We start from the raw sequence: 15,865 nt of genomic DNA, 5'->3' as shown, positions 1-15,865 counted from the left end.
GTTGAATGACACACCGCTTTCGCGAGCAAGCCCGCTCCCACAGGGTTCTCCTGCGGATTCGAGATCACGGTTCATCCCCGGCAGTCCACCGCCAATTCCCCAGCCAATACGTTAAACTGGCGCCATTGCTGTCTGGAGCTACTTATGCGCGAAGAGTTGAACCAAGGCCTGATCGACTTCCTCAAGGCCTCCCCTACCCCATTCCATGCCACCGCCAGCCTCGTTCAGCGTCTGGAAGCGGCGGGTTATCAGCGTCTCGACGAGCGCGAGCCGTGGCACACCGAAGCCAATGGCCGCTACTACGTCACCCGTAACGACTCCTCCATCGTCGCGATCAAAATGGGCCGTCACTCGCCCCTGCACGGCGGTATTCGCCTGGTCGGCGCCCACACCGACAGCCCGTGCCTGCGGGTCAAGCCGCAGCCGGAACTGCAACGCCAGGGCTTCTGGCAACTGGGCGTGGAAGTCTATGGCGGCGCGCTGCTGGCGCCGTGGTTCGACCGCGACCTGTCGCTGGCCGGCCGCGTGACTTTCCGCCGCGACGGCAAGGTCGAAAGCCAGCTGATCGACTTCAAGGCGCCGATCGCGATCATTCCGAACCTGGCCATCCACCTCAATCGCGAAGCCAACATGGGCTGGGCGATCAACGCGCAAACCGAGCTGCCGCCGGTGCTGGCGCAATTCGCCGGCGACGAGCGCGTGGATTTCCGCGCCGTCATCACCGATCAACTGGCCCGCGAACACGGCCTGAACGCCGACGTGGTGCTCGATTACGAGCTGAGCTTCTACGACACCCAAAGCGCCGCCGTCATCGGCCTGCACGGCGACTTCATCGCCGGCGCGCGCCTGGACAACCTGCTGTCGTGCTACGCCGGCCTGCAAGCGCTGCTGACCGCCGACACCGACGAAACCTGCGTGCTGGTCTGCAACGACCACGAAGAAGTGGGTTCCTGCTCCGCCTGCGGCGCCGACGGCCCGATGCTCGAGCAGACCTTGCGTCGTCTGCTGCCTGAAGGTGACGAATTCGTACGCACCATTCAGAAATCCCTGCTGGTCTCGGCCGACAACGCCCACGGCGTACACCCCAACTACGCCGAGAAGCACGACGCCAACCACGGCCCGAAACTCAACGCCGGCCCCGTGATCAAGGTCAACAGCAACCAGCGCTATGCCACCAACAGCGAAACCGCCGGGTTCTTCCGTCATCTGTGCATGGCCGAGGAAGTGCCGGTGCAAAGCTTCGTGGTACGCAGCGACATGGGCTGCGGCTCGACCATCGGCCCGATCACCGCCAGCCACCTGGGCGTGCGCACCGTGGACATCGGCCTGCCGACCTTCGCCATGCACTCGATCCGCGAACTGTGCGGCAGCCACGACCTGGCGCACCTGGTCAAAGTGCTGAGCGCGTTCTACGCCTGCCGCGAATTGCCGTAACGCTGAACTACGGGTTGGCTCGCTCCCACCTTGGAATACATTCTCCAACTGTAGGAGCGAGCATGCTCGCGATGGTCGTCAACGATTACGCTGGGTACCTGACACCCAGCGGCGCCCTCGAGTCCATCGCGAGCATGCTCGCTCCTACAGAGGGCGAATGCGGTTTGATTCAACGGGTTTAATTCGCTGAAAACCCACCTAGACTCACGTTATCCCTCCCGACAAGGCTGTCGCCATGATCTCGCTGTCCACCTTCAACTACATGCTGGTCCCGATTCTCACCGGCATGATCCTGCTCGCCATCGGCTTCAACTTCCGCGATAAAAACCTCGGCGTGTTCGCCATGTGGATCGGCATGCTGACGATCCTCGCCACTGTCGTGATCAAGATCCTCGCCAAGCTCAACGAATAAACACCCACCCGACTCGCATTGATTTTGACGGGCTCGTACACTCGGTCGACCCGTTCACTCCGAGGTTGACCGCCCAGTGCTCGCCCGTCTGTTTGCCCTACCCTGCTTTTTCCTCATCGGCCTGATGCTGCTGTCGATGGCGCCTGCCCAAGCCGCCGGCTTGCCGAGCCTGCTCAACAGTTCGTCCAACATCCAGCCCCAGGCCCAGGAACCCCTCGGGCAATCCCTGGACGAAGTGATCAAGTCACTGGAGAACGACCAGCAGCGCACCAAGCTGCTGGCGGACCTGAAGAAACTGCGCGACGCCACAAAAAAGGCCCAGCCGGCCACCGAAGAAGGCGTGCTGGGCCTGATCGGTGGGACCCTCGCCAGCTTCGAAAAACAATTCACCGGGGCCGACAGCCCGCTGACGCGCTGGTCCGACGAATTCGATCTGGCCCGTGACGAACTGAACGCCCTGATCCTGCCGGCCAACGAATGGCTGCCGATCATCTTTGCCTTCGCCATGATCCTGATGGTCTGGAGCCTGCTGGCGGCGGCGCTGATCTGGATCAGCCATCGGGTACGCATGCGTTTCGGTCTGACCGAAGAGCTGCCGCAACACCCCCGGGCCCTGGACTTGCTGCGCTTCGCCCTGCGCAAGCTCGGGCCCTGGCTGATCGCGTTGGTCATCACCGTTTACATGAGCTACGCCCTGCCCCCGTCATTGGGCAAGAGCCTGGCCATGGTGCTGGCCTATGCCCTGGTGGTCGGCACCTGCTTTTCGGCAATCTGCGTGATCGCCTTTTCCCTGCTCGACGGCCCGCACCGCCACCGCGCCCTGTACATCCTGCGCCATCAGGCCTTTCACCCGCTGTGGCTGATCGGCAGCTTCGCCGCGTTCGGCGAAGCCTTGAACGACCCGCGACTGGTCAACAGCCTGGGCGTGCATCTGGCCCACAGCGCCGCGACAGTGGCCAATGTGTTGGCGGCGCTGTCCACCGGGCTGTTCATCCTGCGTTTCCGCCGCCCGATTGCCCATTTGATCCGCAACCAGCCGCTGTCCCGACGCCTGACCCGCCGCGCCCTGAGCGACAGCATCGAGATCCTCGGCACCTTCTGGTTCGTGCCGGCGCTGGTGCTGGTGGGCATTTCGCTGTTCGCCACCTTCGTTTCCGCCGGTGATACCAGCACCGCCCTTCGCCAGTCGCTGATCTGTACCGTGCTGCTGGTGTTGTGCATGGTCATCAACGGCCTGGTGCGCCGCCACGCCCTCAAGCCCCATCGCGGCGTGAAGCGCCACGCGCTGTATTCCGAACGGCTGAAAAGCTTCTTCTATACCCTCGCCCACCTGCTGGTGTGGCTGGCGTTCATCGAACTCGGACTGAGGGTCTGGGGCATGTCGCTGATCCGCTTCACCGAAGGCGAAGGCCATGAAATCAGCGTCAAACTGTTCAGCCTCGGCGGCACGCTGATCTTTGCCTGGCTGATCTGGATTCTCGCCGACACCGCCGTGCACCACGCCCTCACGCGCTCGCGCAAGGGCCTGGCCAACGCCCGCGCGCAGACCATGATGCCGCTGATCCGCAACGTGCTGTTCGTAGCGATTTTCATCATCGCGCTGATCGTCGCCCTGGCGAACATGGGCATGAACGTCACGCCACTGCTGGCCGGTGCCGGCGTGATCGGTCTGGCCATCGGTTTCGGTGCGCAATCGCTGGTGGCCGACCTGATCACCGGGCTGTTCATCATCATCGAAGACTCCCTGGCCATCGACGACTACGTGGACGTCGGCGGCCACCTGGGCACCGTCGAAGGCCTGACCATCCGCACCGTGCGCCTGCGGGATATCGACGGCATCGTCCACACCATCCCGTTCAGCGAAATCAAAAGCATCAAGAACTACTCCCGGGAGTTCGGCTACGCGATCTTCCGGGTGGCGGTGCCGGCGAGCATGGACATCGACAGCGCGATCAAGCTGATGCGCGACGTCGGCCAGAAAATGCGCACAGATCCACTACAGCGCCGCAACATCTGGTCGCCGCTGGAAATCCAGGGTGTGGAAAGTTTCGAATCGGGCAACGCGATCCTGCGCGCCCGCTTCAAGACCGCGCCGATCAAACAGTGGGAGGTGTCACGGGCATTCAACCTGTCGCTCAAACGCCATCTGGATGAAGCCGGGATGGACCTGGCGACGCCGCGCATGAGCGTGCAGGTCATCACCGCCGGCGGTGGTCCGGATCAGACCACATCGACGCCCACATGAATCGCATCATGCCGCCAGAACTCCAGATCGCAGTCGATCAGCCGCTCGTGCTGATCATAATTGACCCGGGCAATGCGCAACCCCGGGCTGCCCACCGACACCCGTAGCGCCGCGGCCGCGTCCACCGACAAGGCCGTCGGCACGATCTCGAAACGCACCCGCCCGTAATGCAGGTCGTAGTGCCGCGCATACAGCTCGGTGATCGACTGATTCAGATCGAACTCCAGGATCCCAGGGAAATACTGCGGGTTCAGGTAGTGTTCGACATACAGCACCAGTCGCCCATCGATGCGCCGTGAGCGGCAGATCTGGATCACGCTCGACAGCGCCGGCAACTGCAACCAGGCACAGACCGCCGCCGACGCCGGCTGCAAGCGCGCGGAAATCACCTCGGTGGAAGGGACTCGCCCTTGCGCACTGACCATGGCGTGAAAGTGGCTGCGCTGCATCAGGTTGTAAGCCAGGCGCGGCGGCGAGACGAACCAGCCCCGCCGCTCTTCGCGATAGATCTGTCCCTGAGACTCCAACTGCAACAAAGCCTCGCGCACAGTGATCCGCGTCGTCCCGAACAACTCACTCAGTTTGCGCTCGGCCGGCAGTTTGCTGCCCGGCGCCAGCAAGCCGTGATCGAGCTGCTCCTGCAACACCTGGCCAATGGCGGTCACCGCTTTTGTTGCCTCATCACGCATCAACGTTACCTATCTGGACTAGACCAGCACCGTTCCGGGGCAGAACCACACGAAAAACGGCCTCCTTGAGCATCCTGCAAGCGTAGGCAGTGCAGATGACTGTGATGTGACAAGCGACCGAACGGTCGTGTTTTCACTGCGCTTTGAAGCTTGCAATTCATCGGCCAAGCCCCTTGCACAGCGGGGGTTTACCGATGGTCTACGCTTACCGGACACCCGCCAATGCCGGGCAAATAAACGCCGATCCGGGCGACGAACGACATCAAAGTGTCATCCAGCCCCCTTAGATTGGCTCAGGTATTGCTGACCTAGACCAACCACAAACCGCAATCGCAGCGTTGAACACGACCCAAGGAGCTTTGGAATGAAAAAGTTTTTCCTGGCATCACTGTTAGGCTCGACCATTGCCATGTGCACCGCCGCCATGGCGGCAGACGATTTGAAAACCCTGGAAGCCGCTGCGAAAGCGGAAGGCGCAGTCAACAGCGTCGGCATGCCCGATGACTGGGCCAACTGGAAAGGCACCTGGGAAGACCTGGCCAAGAAATACGGCCTGAAACACATCGACACCGACATGAGCTCGGCTCAGGAAATCGCCAAGTTCGCAGCGGAAAAAGACAACGCCAGCGCCGACATCGGCGACGTCGGTGCCGCCTTCGGCCCGATCGCGGTCAAGCAGGGCGTGGTGCAACCATACAAGCCGACCACCTGGGATCAGGTTCCGGACTGGGCCAAGGACAAGGACGGCAACTGGGCGCTGGCCTACACCGGCACCATCGCTTTCATCGTCAACAAGAAGCTGCTGCACGGCTCCGAAGTGCCAACCAAGTGGGCTGACCTCAAAGGCGGCAAGTACAAGGTGTCCATCGGTGACGTGAGCACCGCGGCCCAGGCAGCCAACGGCGTTCTGGCCGCGGCACTGGCCAACGGTGGCGACGAGAAGAACCTGCAACCGGCTCTGCTGCTGTTCGCCGACATCGCCAAGCAGGGTCGCCTGTCGATGGCCAACCCGACCATCGCCACCATGGAAAAAGGCGAGATCGAAGTCGGTGTGGTCTGGGACTTCAACGGCCTGAGCTACAAGGCCAAGATGGCCAACCCGGATGACTACGTGGTGCTGATCCCGTCCGATGGCTCGGTGATTTCCGGCTACACCACCATCATCAACAAATACGCCAAGAACCCCAACGCCGCCAAGCTGACCCGCGAATACATCTTCAGCGACGCCGGCCAGATCAACCTGGCCAAGGGCAACGCCCGTCCGATCCGCGCCGAGCACATCACCCTGCCACCCGAGGTCAAGGACAAGCTGCTGCCGAACGAGCAGTACAAAAAAGTTACGCCGATCAAGGATGCGGATGCGTGGGAGAAGACCTCCAAGGCACTGCCTCAGAAGTGGAACGAAGAAGTCATTGTCGAGATGAAGTGATGCTGTAGCACAAGCGCTGGGAATCCAGTGTGGGAGCGAGCCTGCTCGCGATAGCGATCTGACATTCAGCATTGATGTTGACTTACAGGTCCTCATCGCGAGCAGGCTCGCTCCCACAGGGGACCGAGTCAAACACAGTTCTTGGAGTTTTCGCCCCTATGAAGCACAACGTCATCCTTGTCGTGCTCGACGGCCTCAACCATGAGGTCGCCCGCCACGCCATGGGGCACCTGCAGGCTTATGTCGGCGCAGGACGCGCAGCGCTCTACAAACTGGAGTGCGCATTGCCGGCCCTGTCCCGACCGCTGTACGAATGCATCCTGACCGGCGTGCCGCCGATCGAGAGCGGCATCGTGCACAACAACGTCTCGCGCCTGTCCAACCAGCGCAGCATCTATCACTACGCCACCGACGCCGGCCTGAAAACCGCTGCAGCGGCCTACCACTGGGTCAGCGAACTGTATAACCGCTCGCCATTCGTGGCGGCTCGGGATCGCCACACCGACGATCCGCAACTGCCGATCCAGCACGGGCATTTCTACTGGAACGATCACTACCCCGACTCGCACCTGTTCGCCGACGCGGAAAACCTGCGCCTGCGCCATGCGCCGAACTTTCTGCTGATTCACCCCATGAACATTGACGACGCCGGGCACAAGCATGGCCTCGACACACCGCAGTACCGCAACAGCGCGCGCTCGGCGGACATCATCATCGCCGACTATCTGCAAGGCTGGCTCGACGCCGGTTATCAGGTGCTGGTGACCGCCGACCACGGCATGAACAACGACCGCTCCCACAACGGCCTGCTGCCCGAAGAGCGTGAAGTGCCGCTGTTCGTCCTCGGCGACGCCTTCAGCTTCAATCTCAGCGCGACACCGAAACAGACCGAAATCTGCGGCACCGTCTGCGAACTGCTGGGCGTGCCCCACGACAAACCCGTGTGCCGGGAGCTGCTCAAGTGAATGCCATGACTCGCGGCAAATGGCTGGCCGCCTTGTGGCTGGTGCCGTTCACCCTGTTCTTTATCGTGTTCGAAATCGCCCCGCTGCTGTGGGTGATGATCAACAGCCTGGAGTCGGAAGAGTTCGGCTGGGGCCTGGCCAACTTCACCAAGATCTTCAGCTCGAAGTTCTATCTGCAGGCGATCCAGTACAGCCTCGAGATCAGTTTCTGGTCCAGCGTGTTCGGCATCATCATCGCGGTGCTCGGCGCCTACTCCCTGCGCCGGGTCGACTCGAAGCTGCGCAACTTCGTCAACGCCTTCGCCAACATGACCAGCAACTTCGCCGGCGTGCCCCTGGCGTTCGCGTTCATCATCCTGCTGGGCTTCAACGGCAGCTTCACCATCATGCTCAAGCAGGCCGGGCTGATTCAGGACTTCAACCTGTACTCGAAAACCGGGCTGATCATTCTCTACACCTACTTCCAGATTCCCCTGGGCGTGCTGCTGCTCTACCCGGCCTTCGATGCCCTGCGCGAAGACTGGCGCGAGTCCGCCGAACTGCTCGGCGCCAGCGGCTGGCAATTCTGGCGGCACATCGGCCTGCCGGTGCTGACCCCGGCACTGCTCGGCACCTTCGTGATCCTGCTGGCCAACGCCCTCGGCGCCTACGCCACGGTGTACGCCCTGACCACCGGCAACTTCAACGTGCTGCCGATCCGGATCGCGGCGATGGTCTCGGGCGACATCTCCCTGGACCCGAACCTGGCCAGCGCCCTGGCCGTGGTGCTGGTGGCGTTGATGACCCTGGTGACCGTCGTGCATCAGCTGCTGTTGAAGAGGAGCTACCATGTCTCGCGCTGAATCGGGCCCCGTCGGTATCTATCACCGGGTAGTGGTCTATCTACTGTTTGCCATCCTGTTGCTGCCGCTACTCGGCACCTTCATCTATTCGATTTCCAGCAGCTGGTCGGCCACCATCCTGCCCAGCGGCTTCAGTATCAAATGGTATGTGCAGTTGTGGAGCGATCCGCGCTTTCTCCATGCCTTCGGCCAGTCGCTGCTGGTGTGCATCGGCGCGCTGATTCTCTCGGTGGTGCTGATTCTGCCGCTGCTGTTCGTGGTGCATTACCACTTCCCGAAACTCGATGCGCTGATGAACATCCTGATCCTGCTGCCCTTCGCCGTGCCGCCGGTGGTGTCGTCGGTGGGCCTGCTGCAGCTCTACGGTTCCGGGCCGTTCGCCATGGTCGGCACGCCGTGGATCCTGATCGGTTGCTACTTCACCGTGGCGCTGCCGTTCATGTACCGGGCGATCACCAACAACCTGCAGGCTATCAATCTTCGCGACTTGATGGACGCCGCCCAACTGCTCGGCGCCAGCACCTTTCAGGCGGCGATCCTGGTGGTGCTGCCGAACCTGCGCAAGGGCCTGATGGTGGCGCTGCTGCTGTCGTTCTCGTTCCTGTTCGGCGAGTTCGTGTTCGCCAACATCCTGGTCGGCACCCGTTACGAAACCCTGCAGGTCTACCTCAACAACATGCGTAACAGCAGCGGCCACTTCACCAGTGCGCTGGTAATTTCCTACTTCTTTTTCGTACTGGTCATGACCTGGGCGGCGAACATCTTGAACAAGGACAAAAGCGAATGAGCTATGTCAGCGTCCAACACCTGCAAAAGAATTACGCGGGCACCACAGTGTTCAGCGACATCAACTGCGAGATCCAGAAAGGCGAGTTCGTCACCCTGCTCGGCCCGTCCGGCTGCGGCAAATCCACACTGCTGCGCTGCATCGCCGGGCTGACGCCGGTGGACGGCGGCAAGATCCTGCTCGACGGCGTCGATATCGTGCCCCTGAGCCCGCAGAAGCGCGGGATCGGCATGGTGTTCCAGAGCTATGCGCTGTTTCCCAACATGACCGTGGAGCAAAACGTCGCCTTCGGTCTGCGCATGCAGAAGGTCAACGCCGACGACAGCCAGAAACGCGTGGCCGAAGTGTTGAGACTGGTGGAGCTGCAGGACTTTGCCGCCCGCTATCCCCATCAGATGTCCGGCGGCCAGTGCCAGCGCGTCGCCCTCGCCCGCTCGCTGGTGACACGCCCGCGGCTGTTGCTGCTGGATGAACCGCTCTCAGCCCTGGATGCGCGGATTCGCAAGCACTTGCGCGAGCAGATCCGTCAGATCCAGCGCGAACTCGGCCTGACCACGATTTTCGTCACACACGATCAGGAAGAAGCCCTGACCATGTCTGACCGGATTTTCCTGATGAATCAGGGAAAAATCGTACAAAGCGGCGACGCCGAAACCCTCTACACCGCCCCGGTGGACGTGTTCGCCGCCGGCTTCATCGGCAACTACAACCTGCTGGACGCCGAGAGCGCATCGAAGCTGCTGCAACGGCCGATCAACCACCGTATCGCAATTCGCCCGGAAGCGATCCAGTTGAGCCTCAACGGCGAGCTGGACGCCCAGGTGCGCAGCCACAGCCTGCTGGGCAACGTGATCCGCTATCGGGTCGAAGCCCGGGGCGTGGAGTTGGTGGTGGACGTGCTCAACCGCTCGGGCGCCGACCTGCATCCCGATGGTCAGCGCCTGGCGCTTTCCATCGATCCGACAGCCCTGCGTGAGGTAGCCTGATGGCTTCGCTGACGCTTAAGAGAGAACTGCACTGATGGCCCTGGCAATTTTTGATCTGGACGAAACCCTGATCCACGGCGATTGCGCGTCGCTCTGGAGCGAACAGATGGTCCGCCTCGGCTGGGTCGACGGCGAATCCTTCCTGCGTCGCGACAAGGAACTGATGGATGCCTACGGCAGGGGACACCTGGCGATGGAGGACTACATGGCCTTCAGCCTGGAACCCTTGATCGGCCGCACGCCGGCAGAGGTCGAGCACCTGGTCGGCCCCTGGGTGGAAGACTTCATCGAACCGATCATCTTCAGCGACGCAACCAAGACCATCGCCGCCCACCGCAAGGCCGGCGACCGCATCCTGGTGATCTCGGCCTCGGGCGTGCACCTGGTCGCACCGATTGCCGAACGCTTGGGCATCGACGAGATCCTGGGGATCGAGCTGGAAGTGGTAAACGGTTTTTACACCGGCAAGACCGTCGGCACCCTGACCTACCGCGAAGGGAAGATCACCCGGTTGCTGGAATGGCTGGATGCCGAAGAGGAGAACCTGGAAGGCGCGAGCTTCTACTCCGACTCACGCAATGATTTGCCGCTGTTGCAGAAGGTTGACTACCCGCATGTGGTGAATCCCGATCCGACACTGCGCGAACAGGCCGAGAAAGCGGGCTGGCCGATCCATCTCTGGAAATAACCAAGCCCCGATATTCCAGCTCACACAAAATCTTGTGGAAACACCAAACCCTGTGGGAGCGGGCTTGCCCGCGATGAGGCCGGCACATCCAACATCATTGGTGCCTGACACGCCGCCATCGCGGGCAAGCCCGCTCCCACAGGTTTTTCACACAGTTTCTGGTGGTGTCAGGTCAGGCTCGAATCAATCACCAACACCACCTTCCCCGCCACTGTATTGCTCGCCAACTCGGCAAACGCCGCATCGGCCTCTTCGATCGGGAAGGTCTTGGCCAGTTGCGGACTCAGGCGCTTTTCAGCAAACAACGGCCACACATGCTGGCTCAGATCACTGAACAGATCCGCCTTGAACTGATCGCTGCGGCTACGCAAGGTCGAGCCCAGCAGTTGCACGCGCTTGGACAAAATCTGCGCCAAATCCAGCTTGGTTTCACGACCACCCATCAACCCGATCAGCACCCAACGACCGTCGACAGCCAGCAGCTTCACGTTCAGAGCGGCATAGTTACCACCCACCGGGTCGAGAATCACATCGAACGGCCCCAGCTCACGCAGTGCCTCCATATCATCCGTGCGCACCACGCCGCCCTGGGCGCCAAGCGCTTCACAGTAGGCCAGGCGCTCGGCAGAGCCGACACTCACCCAGCACGGATTGCCAAACGCCTTGCACAGCTGAATGGCGGCTGAACCGATGCCACTTGCTCCGGCATGCAGCAGAACTTTCTCGCCCGGTTTGAGCGCTGCCAGTTGAAACAGATTCAGCCACACCGTCGCATAGACTTCCGGTACCGCCGCGGCTGCGGCCAGCGACATTTCGTCGGGAACCGGCAGCACGTGCCGTCCGTCGACAACCACCTCTTCGGCCATCCCGCCCCCGGCCAGCAAGGCGCAAACCCGATCGCCCACCTGCCAGGAAGAGCCCGGCCCGACCTCGCTGATCACCCCCGAACACTCTAGACCGAGCACCTCGCTGGCACCCGGTGGCGGTGGATAAAGACCGGCCTTCTGCAACAAATCGGCGCGATTGAGTCCCGCGGCCGCCACTCGAATACGAACTTGCCCTGCATCGCATGCAGGAGCGGGCTGTTCAACCCACGCCACTTGACCGTCAACGCCTTGCAATGCTTTCACAGTGCCTCCATAGTGAGTCTGGACTGAGCCCGAAGCGCTAGCGCCGGGCTTTTTGCATTATGCGACCGGCTCTTGTGGAACCGGCGACTTCAAAGACGGCCTAATATGCGTTATCAATTGTCCCCGCGTCGAATCAACATGAAGCGTTTGTTCCCCAGCACTGCCCTCGCCCTTTTCATCGGTATCGGCATGCTGCCGTTGTCGAGCAGCTCTTTTGCAGCCAACAGTTGGGACAAGCTCCAGCCCGATCGTGACGAAGTCATCGCCAGTCTGAATGTCGTGGAACTGCTCAAGCGCCACCACTACAGCAAGCCGCCGCTGGACGATGCGCGCTCGGTCATCATTTACGACAGCTACCTGAAATTGCTCGATCCGTCGCGCAGCTATTTCATGGCCAGCGACATCGCCGAATTCGACAAGTGGAAGACCCAGTTCGACGACTTCCTCAAGAGCGGCGACCTCAACGCCGGGTTCACCATCTACAAGCGCTATCTGGACCGCGTAAAAGCGCGTCTGGACTTCGCCCTTGTCGAGCTGAACAAAGGCGTCGACAAGATCGACTTCACCACCAAGGAAACCTTGCTGATCGACCGCAAGGACGCCCCTTGGCTCAAGTCCACCGCCGAACTCGATGACCTGTGGCGCAAGCGCGTCAAGGACGAGGTTCTGCGTCAGAAGATCGCCGGCAAGGATCCCAAGCAGATCCAGGAAACTTTGATCAAGCGCTACAAGAACCAGTTGGCGCGCCTGGACCAGACCCGCGCCGAGGACATCTTCCAGGCGTACATCAACACCTTCGCCATGTCCTACGATCCGCACACCAACTATCTGTCGCCGGATAACGCGGAAAACTTCGACATCAACATGAGCCTGTCCCTCGAAGGGATCGGTGCCGTGCTGCAAAGCGACAACGATCAAGTGAAGATCGTGCGCCTGGTGCCGGCAGGCCCGGCGGACAAGACCAAACTGGTCGCTCCGGCCGACAAGATCATCGGCGTTGCCCAGGGCAACAAAGAGATGGTCGACGTGGTGGGCTGGCGCCTGGACGAAGTGGTCAAGCTGATCCGTGGCCCGAAAGGCACCGTGGTGCGTCTGGAAGTGATCCCGGCCAACAATGCGCCGAACGACCAGACCAGCAAGATCGTGCCGATCACCCGCGAAGCGGTGAAGCTCGAAGACCAGGCCGTGCAGAAGTCGGTGCTCAACCTCAAGCAGGACGGCAAGGACTACAAGCTCGGCATCATCGAGATCCCGGCCTTCTATCTGGACTTCAAGGCGTTCCGCGCCGGTGATCCGGACTACAAGAGCACCACTCGAGATGTGAAGAAGCTGCTGACCGAACTGCAGAAAGAGAAAGTCGACGGCGTGGTCATCGACCTGCGCAACAACGGCGGCGGTTCCCTGCAGGAAGCCACCGAGCTGACCAGCCTGTTCATCGACAAAGGCCCGACCGTGCTGGTGCGTAACGCCGACGGCCGTGTCGACGTACTCGAAGATGAAAACCCGGGTGCCTTCTACAAAGGCCCGATGGCGTTGCTGGTCAACCGCCTGTCCGCCTCGGCTTCGGAGATTTTTGCCGGCGCCATGCAGGACTACCACCGTGCGCTGATCATCGGCGGCCAGACCTTCGGCAAGGGCACCGTGCAGACCATCCAGCCGCTGAACCATGGCGAGCTGAAACTGACCCTGGCCAAGTTCTACCGCGTATCCGGCCAGAGCACCCAGCACCAGGGCGTACTGCCGGACATCGATTACCCGTCGATCATCGACACCAAGGAAATCGGCGAAAGCGCCCTGCCGGAAGCCATGCCATGGGACACCATCAAGGCGGCGATCAAGCCTGCGGTCGACCCGTTCAAGCCGTACATCACTCAGCTCAAGTCCGAGCATGACGTGCGTACTGCCAAGGACGCTGAATTCGTGTTCATCCGCGACAAGCTGGCCCTGGCGCAAAAGCTGATGTCGGAAAAAACCGTCAGCCTCAATGAAGCCGAGCGTCGTGCACAACACGCCGACATCGAAGCCAAGCAACTGGCCATGGAGAACATCCGTCGCAAGGCCAAGGGCGAAGAGCCGCTCAAAGAGCTGAAGAAGGAAGACGAAGACGCCGCGGCGGCCGAGCCGGACAAGGTCAAACCGGAAGACGACGCCTACCTGAGCGAGACCGGGCGTATCCTGCTGGATTACCTGAAACTCAACACGGCGGTGGCCAAGCACTGAGGTGATGGCAATTTAGTGCTGACGCTCCCCGGATCGTCATCAAACAGTCATCATCCTGTCGTGAAATAAAGGACTGGGCATGCTCTCTTAACAAGAGCCCGCCCGGTCCTTTTTTTATCGCCAGAGAACGCCATGACCACAACCGAACAGCTGAGTGCGTTGAGCTCAATTCTGACTCAAGGCGGTTTGCACAGCCTGTTCCAGCCGATCATCAGCCTCAGCGAAAGACAGATTCTGGGCTACGAAGCCTTGAGCCGTGGCCCGTCCAACAGTCCGCTGCACTCCCCCATCGCCCTGTTCGCCGTTGCCCGTCAGGCCGGTCGCCTGAGCGAACTGGAAATCGCCTGCCGGCAGAGCGCCTGCCGTCGTTTCAGCGAACAGCAACTGCCCGGCAAACTGTTCCTCAACGTGTCGCCCGAATCTTTGCTCGAGTCGGCGCATCAGCCGGGCCGGACCCTGCAACTGCTGCAGGACTACGGGATTCCGCCGAGTCAGGTGGTCATCGAACTCACCGAACAGACGCCGATCGACGACTTCCAGCTGCTGCAAAACGCGCTGCATCACTACCGGGCGATGGGGTTTTCCATTGCCCTGGACGACCTCGGTGCGGGTTATTCGAGCCTGCGCCTCTGGTCGGAGCTGCGCCCGGATTACGTGAAGATCGACCGGCATTTCATCGACGGCATTCATCAGGATGCGCTCAAGCGCGAATTCGTCGGCTCGATCCTGCAAATCGCCAAGGCGTCACGGGCGCAGGTGATTGCCGAGGGCATTGAATTGCCTGAAGAGCTGGCGGTGCTGACGGAAATGGGCGTCGATCTGGTCCAGGGTTATCTGCTCTGCCGTCCGCAGGAACATCCGTCACGGGATGCGCGCAGCCTGATGCCGAGACAGGACAACACCGCTGTGGTCCTGAGCGAAGAAGCCAGCGACCTCACCGCCCTGCTCAACGATCAACCCGCCGTGGGCCGCGACACGCCGACCGCGACCGTGCTGGAGGCCTTCCGCCGCCAGGCCAATCTGAACTCGCTGGCGGTGCTGGACGAGCACGGCCAGCCCTGTGGGATCGTCCATCGGCATTCACTCTCGGACGCCCTGCTCAAGCCGTTTGCCACCGACCTGTTCGCCCGCAAACCCATCAGCCGTTTGATGAGCGATGACTTTTTGGCCGTCGAGATGAGCCAGTCGCTGCAACAGGTCAGCCGCCTGATCACCAGTCGCGCCCGGCAGCGTATCGAAGAAGATTTCATCATCACTCTCAACGGCGGCTATCTGGGCCTGGGCCGGGTGATCGATGTGCTCAAGCTGATCACCGAACTGAAGATCCAGCAGGCCCGCTACGCCAACCCCCTGACCCTGCTGCCGGGCAACGTGCCGATCCAGCAATGCCTGACGCGGCTGCTGCAACAGCAAAGGGAGTCGGTGATTTGCTACGTGGACATCGACAGCTTCAAGCCCTTCAACGATATCTACGGTTACGGCCGTGGCGACGAAGTGCTGCTGTGCCTGGCGCAGTGCCTGAACGACCGCGTCGACCCGTCCCGGGATTTCGTCGGCCATATCGGGGGGGATGATTTCCTGCTGGTGCTCGGTCCGGAGGATTGGCGCAAACGTTTGAACCAGCTGCTGGAAGACTTCCAGGGCCAGTGCCGGCGCTTCTACCGCAGCGAACACCTCGAAGCCGGCTGCTTCATCGCCCCCAACCGCCAGGGCGTGCGCCAGGAATTTCCGCTGCTGTCCCTGTCCATCGGCGTCGTGCATTTACACCCTGATACCTGCAGCACCATCGACGCCAGCCAGCTTGCGGAAATGGCTTCCCAGGCCAAGCATCACGCCAAGAATGTGCCGGGTTTCAGCGTGCATGTGATTGATAGTCTGGTGGCGTCGGTGCGTGAGGTTGAGGCGCTGGAAGGGCATCGCTGACCGGCCTGACGCCTTCGCGGGCAAGCCTCGCTCCTACAGATTTGCGCGTTTGAACAAGCAATGAGCACATTGTGGCGAGGGGGCTTGCCCCCGTTGGGCTGCGAAGCGGCCCCAA

The 15,865-nt window shown here is 61.4% G+C and carries 13 protein-coding genes; 11 read left to right on the top strand and 2 right to left on the bottom strand.

Translation table 11 applies throughout. The features are described from left to right. The first annotated feature begins 144 nt into the window (after window positions 1-144). The 3 genes from K9857_RS25055 (at window position 145) to K9857_RS25045 (ending at window position 4,091) form a co-directional block, all read left to right on the top strand. On the top strand, window positions 145-1,434 hold the full coding sequence (locus tag K9857_RS25055) for a M18 family aminopeptidase (RefSeq protein WP_150772629.1): 1,290 nt from the start codon (window positions 145-147) through the stop codon (window positions 1,432-1,434). A gap of 235 nt (window positions 1,435-1,669) precedes the next feature. Continuing rightward, window positions 1,670-1,846, top strand: a complete 177-nt coding sequence (locus K9857_RS25050; protein WP_224540377.1) for a hypothetical protein — start codon at window positions 1,670-1,672, stop codon at window positions 1,844-1,846. A 76-nt stretch (window positions 1,847-1,922) separates the two neighbouring features. Then, complete coding sequence (locus K9857_RS25045) at window positions 1,923-4,091, top strand: mechanosensitive ion channel domain-containing protein (RefSeq protein WP_224540374.1); 2,169 nt, start codon at window positions 1,923-1,925, stop codon at window positions 4,089-4,091. Here K9857_RS25045 and K9857_RS25040 read toward each other — a convergent pair. Continuing rightward, window positions 4,067-4,780 carry a UTRA domain-containing protein gene (locus tag K9857_RS25040; protein WP_224540373.1) on the bottom strand — a complete coding sequence of 238 codons (714 nt, stop codon included), beginning with the start codon at window positions 4,778-4,780 and terminating at the stop codon, window positions 4,067-4,069. The two genes, K9857_RS25045 and K9857_RS25040, sit on opposite strands and share 25 nt — an antisense overlap. A gap of 364 nt (window positions 4,781-5,144) precedes the next feature. On the opposite strand from K9857_RS25040, the gene K9857_RS25035 reads away from it, so the two are divergent. The 6 genes from K9857_RS25035 to K9857_RS25010 all read left to right on the top strand — a co-directional run bounded on the left by K9857_RS25035 (window position 5,145) and on the right by K9857_RS25010 (window position 10,477). Next, window positions 5,145-6,209, top strand: coding sequence for an ABC transporter substrate-binding protein (locus tag K9857_RS25035; protein ID WP_224540370.1), 1,065 nt, complete (start codon window positions 5,145-5,147; stop codon window positions 6,207-6,209). Window positions 6,210-6,367: 158 nt separating this feature from the next. Further along, window positions 6,368-7,174, top strand: a complete 807-nt coding sequence (locus K9857_RS25030; RefSeq protein ID WP_224540367.1) for an alkaline phosphatase family protein — start codon at window positions 6,368-6,370, stop codon at window positions 7,172-7,174. A gap of 5 nt (window positions 7,175-7,179) precedes the next feature. Further along, window positions 7,180-8,016 (top strand): ABC transporter permease, encoded by an 837-nt coding sequence (locus tag K9857_RS25025; RefSeq protein ID WP_224540379.1) that lies wholly within the window; start codon window positions 7,180-7,182, stop codon window positions 8,014-8,016. After that, a complete protein-coding gene (locus K9857_RS25020) occupies window positions 8,003-8,803 on the top strand; it encodes an ABC transporter permease (RefSeq protein WP_224540365.1) in 801 nt (266 codons plus the stop codon). Before K9857_RS25025 ends, K9857_RS25020 begins: the two co-directional genes overlap by 14 nt. Continuing rightward, the gene (locus tag K9857_RS25015; RefSeq protein WP_224540363.1) at window positions 8,800-9,789 is read left to right on the top strand and encodes an ABC transporter ATP-binding protein; all 990 of its coding nucleotides are present in this window, start codon (window positions 8,800-8,802) and stop codon (window positions 9,787-9,789) included. The genes K9857_RS25020 and K9857_RS25015 overlap by 4 nt, the downstream gene beginning before the upstream one ends. Window positions 9,790-9,823: 34 nt before the next feature. Continuing rightward, on the top strand, window positions 9,824-10,477 hold the full coding sequence (locus tag K9857_RS25010; protein ID WP_224540361.1) for an HAD family hydrolase: 654 nt from the start codon (window positions 9,824-9,826) through the stop codon (window positions 10,475-10,477). A 167-nt stretch (window positions 10,478-10,644) separates the two neighbouring features. On the opposite strand, the gene K9857_RS25005 is transcribed toward K9857_RS25010, so the two are convergent. Continuing rightward, window positions 10,645-11,607, bottom strand: a complete 963-nt coding sequence (locus K9857_RS25005) for a zinc-binding dehydrogenase (RefSeq protein ID WP_224540360.1) — start codon at window positions 11,605-11,607, stop codon at window positions 10,645-10,647. 138 nt (window positions 11,608-11,745) lie between these two features. Here K9857_RS25005 and K9857_RS25000 point away from each other — a divergent pair, with 138 nt between their 5' ends. Next, window positions 11,746-13,827, top strand: coding sequence for a carboxy terminal-processing peptidase (locus tag K9857_RS25000; protein WP_224540358.1), 2,082 nt, complete (start codon window positions 11,746-11,748; stop codon window positions 13,825-13,827). Between the two features lie 132 nt (window positions 13,828-13,959). Next, entirely contained in the window at window positions 13,960-15,750 is a 1,791-nt protein-coding gene (locus tag K9857_RS24995) for a bifunctional diguanylate cyclase/phosphodiesterase (protein ID WP_224540356.1), read from the top strand. The last annotated feature ends 115 nt before the right edge of the window (window positions 15,751-15,865 follow it).

The sequence above is a fragment of the Pseudomonas sp. REP124 genome, assembly GCF_020164475.1.
Classification (GTDB): Bacteria; Pseudomonadota; Gammaproteobacteria; order Pseudomonadales; family Pseudomonadaceae; genus Aquipseudomonas.
This window is presented reverse-complemented; position numbering and strand designations above follow the sequence as displayed.

Coding starts and splice junctions, on each gene's coding strand:
- K9857_RS25055 (WP_150772629.1), top strand. CDS start 145: ATGCGCGAAGAGTTGAACCAAGGCCTGATCGACTTCCTCAAGGCCTCC.
- K9857_RS25050 (WP_224540377.1), top strand. CDS start 1,670: ATGATCTCGCTGTCCACCTTCAACTACATGCTGGTCCCGATTCTCACC.
- K9857_RS25040 (WP_224540373.1), bottom strand. CDS start 4,780: ATGCGTGATGAGGCAACAAAAGCGGTGACCGCCATTGGCCAGGTGTTG.
- K9857_RS25035 (WP_224540370.1), top strand. CDS start 5,145: ATGAAAAAGTTTTTCCTGGCATCACTGTTAGGCTCGACCATTGCCATG.
- K9857_RS25030 (WP_224540367.1), top strand. CDS start 6,368: ATGAAGCACAACGTCATCCTTGTCGTGCTCGACGGCCTCAACCATGAG.
- K9857_RS25025 (WP_224540379.1), top strand. CDS start 7,180: ATGACTCGCGGCAAATGGCTGGCCGCCTTGTGGCTGGTGCCGTTCACC.
- K9857_RS25020 (WP_224540365.1), top strand. CDS start 8,003: ATGTCTCGCGCTGAATCGGGCCCCGTCGGTATCTATCACCGGGTAGTG.
- K9857_RS25015 (WP_224540363.1), top strand. CDS start 8,800: ATGAGCTATGTCAGCGTCCAACACCTGCAAAAGAATTACGCGGGCACC.
- K9857_RS25010 (WP_224540361.1), top strand. CDS start 9,824: ATGGCCCTGGCAATTTTTGATCTGGACGAAACCCTGATCCACGGCGAT.
- K9857_RS25000 (WP_224540358.1), top strand. CDS start 11,746: ATGAAGCGTTTGTTCCCCAGCACTGCCCTCGCCCTTTTCATCGGTATC.
- K9857_RS24995 (WP_224540356.1), top strand. CDS start 13,960: ATGACCACAACCGAACAGCTGAGTGCGTTGAGCTCAATTCTGACTCAA.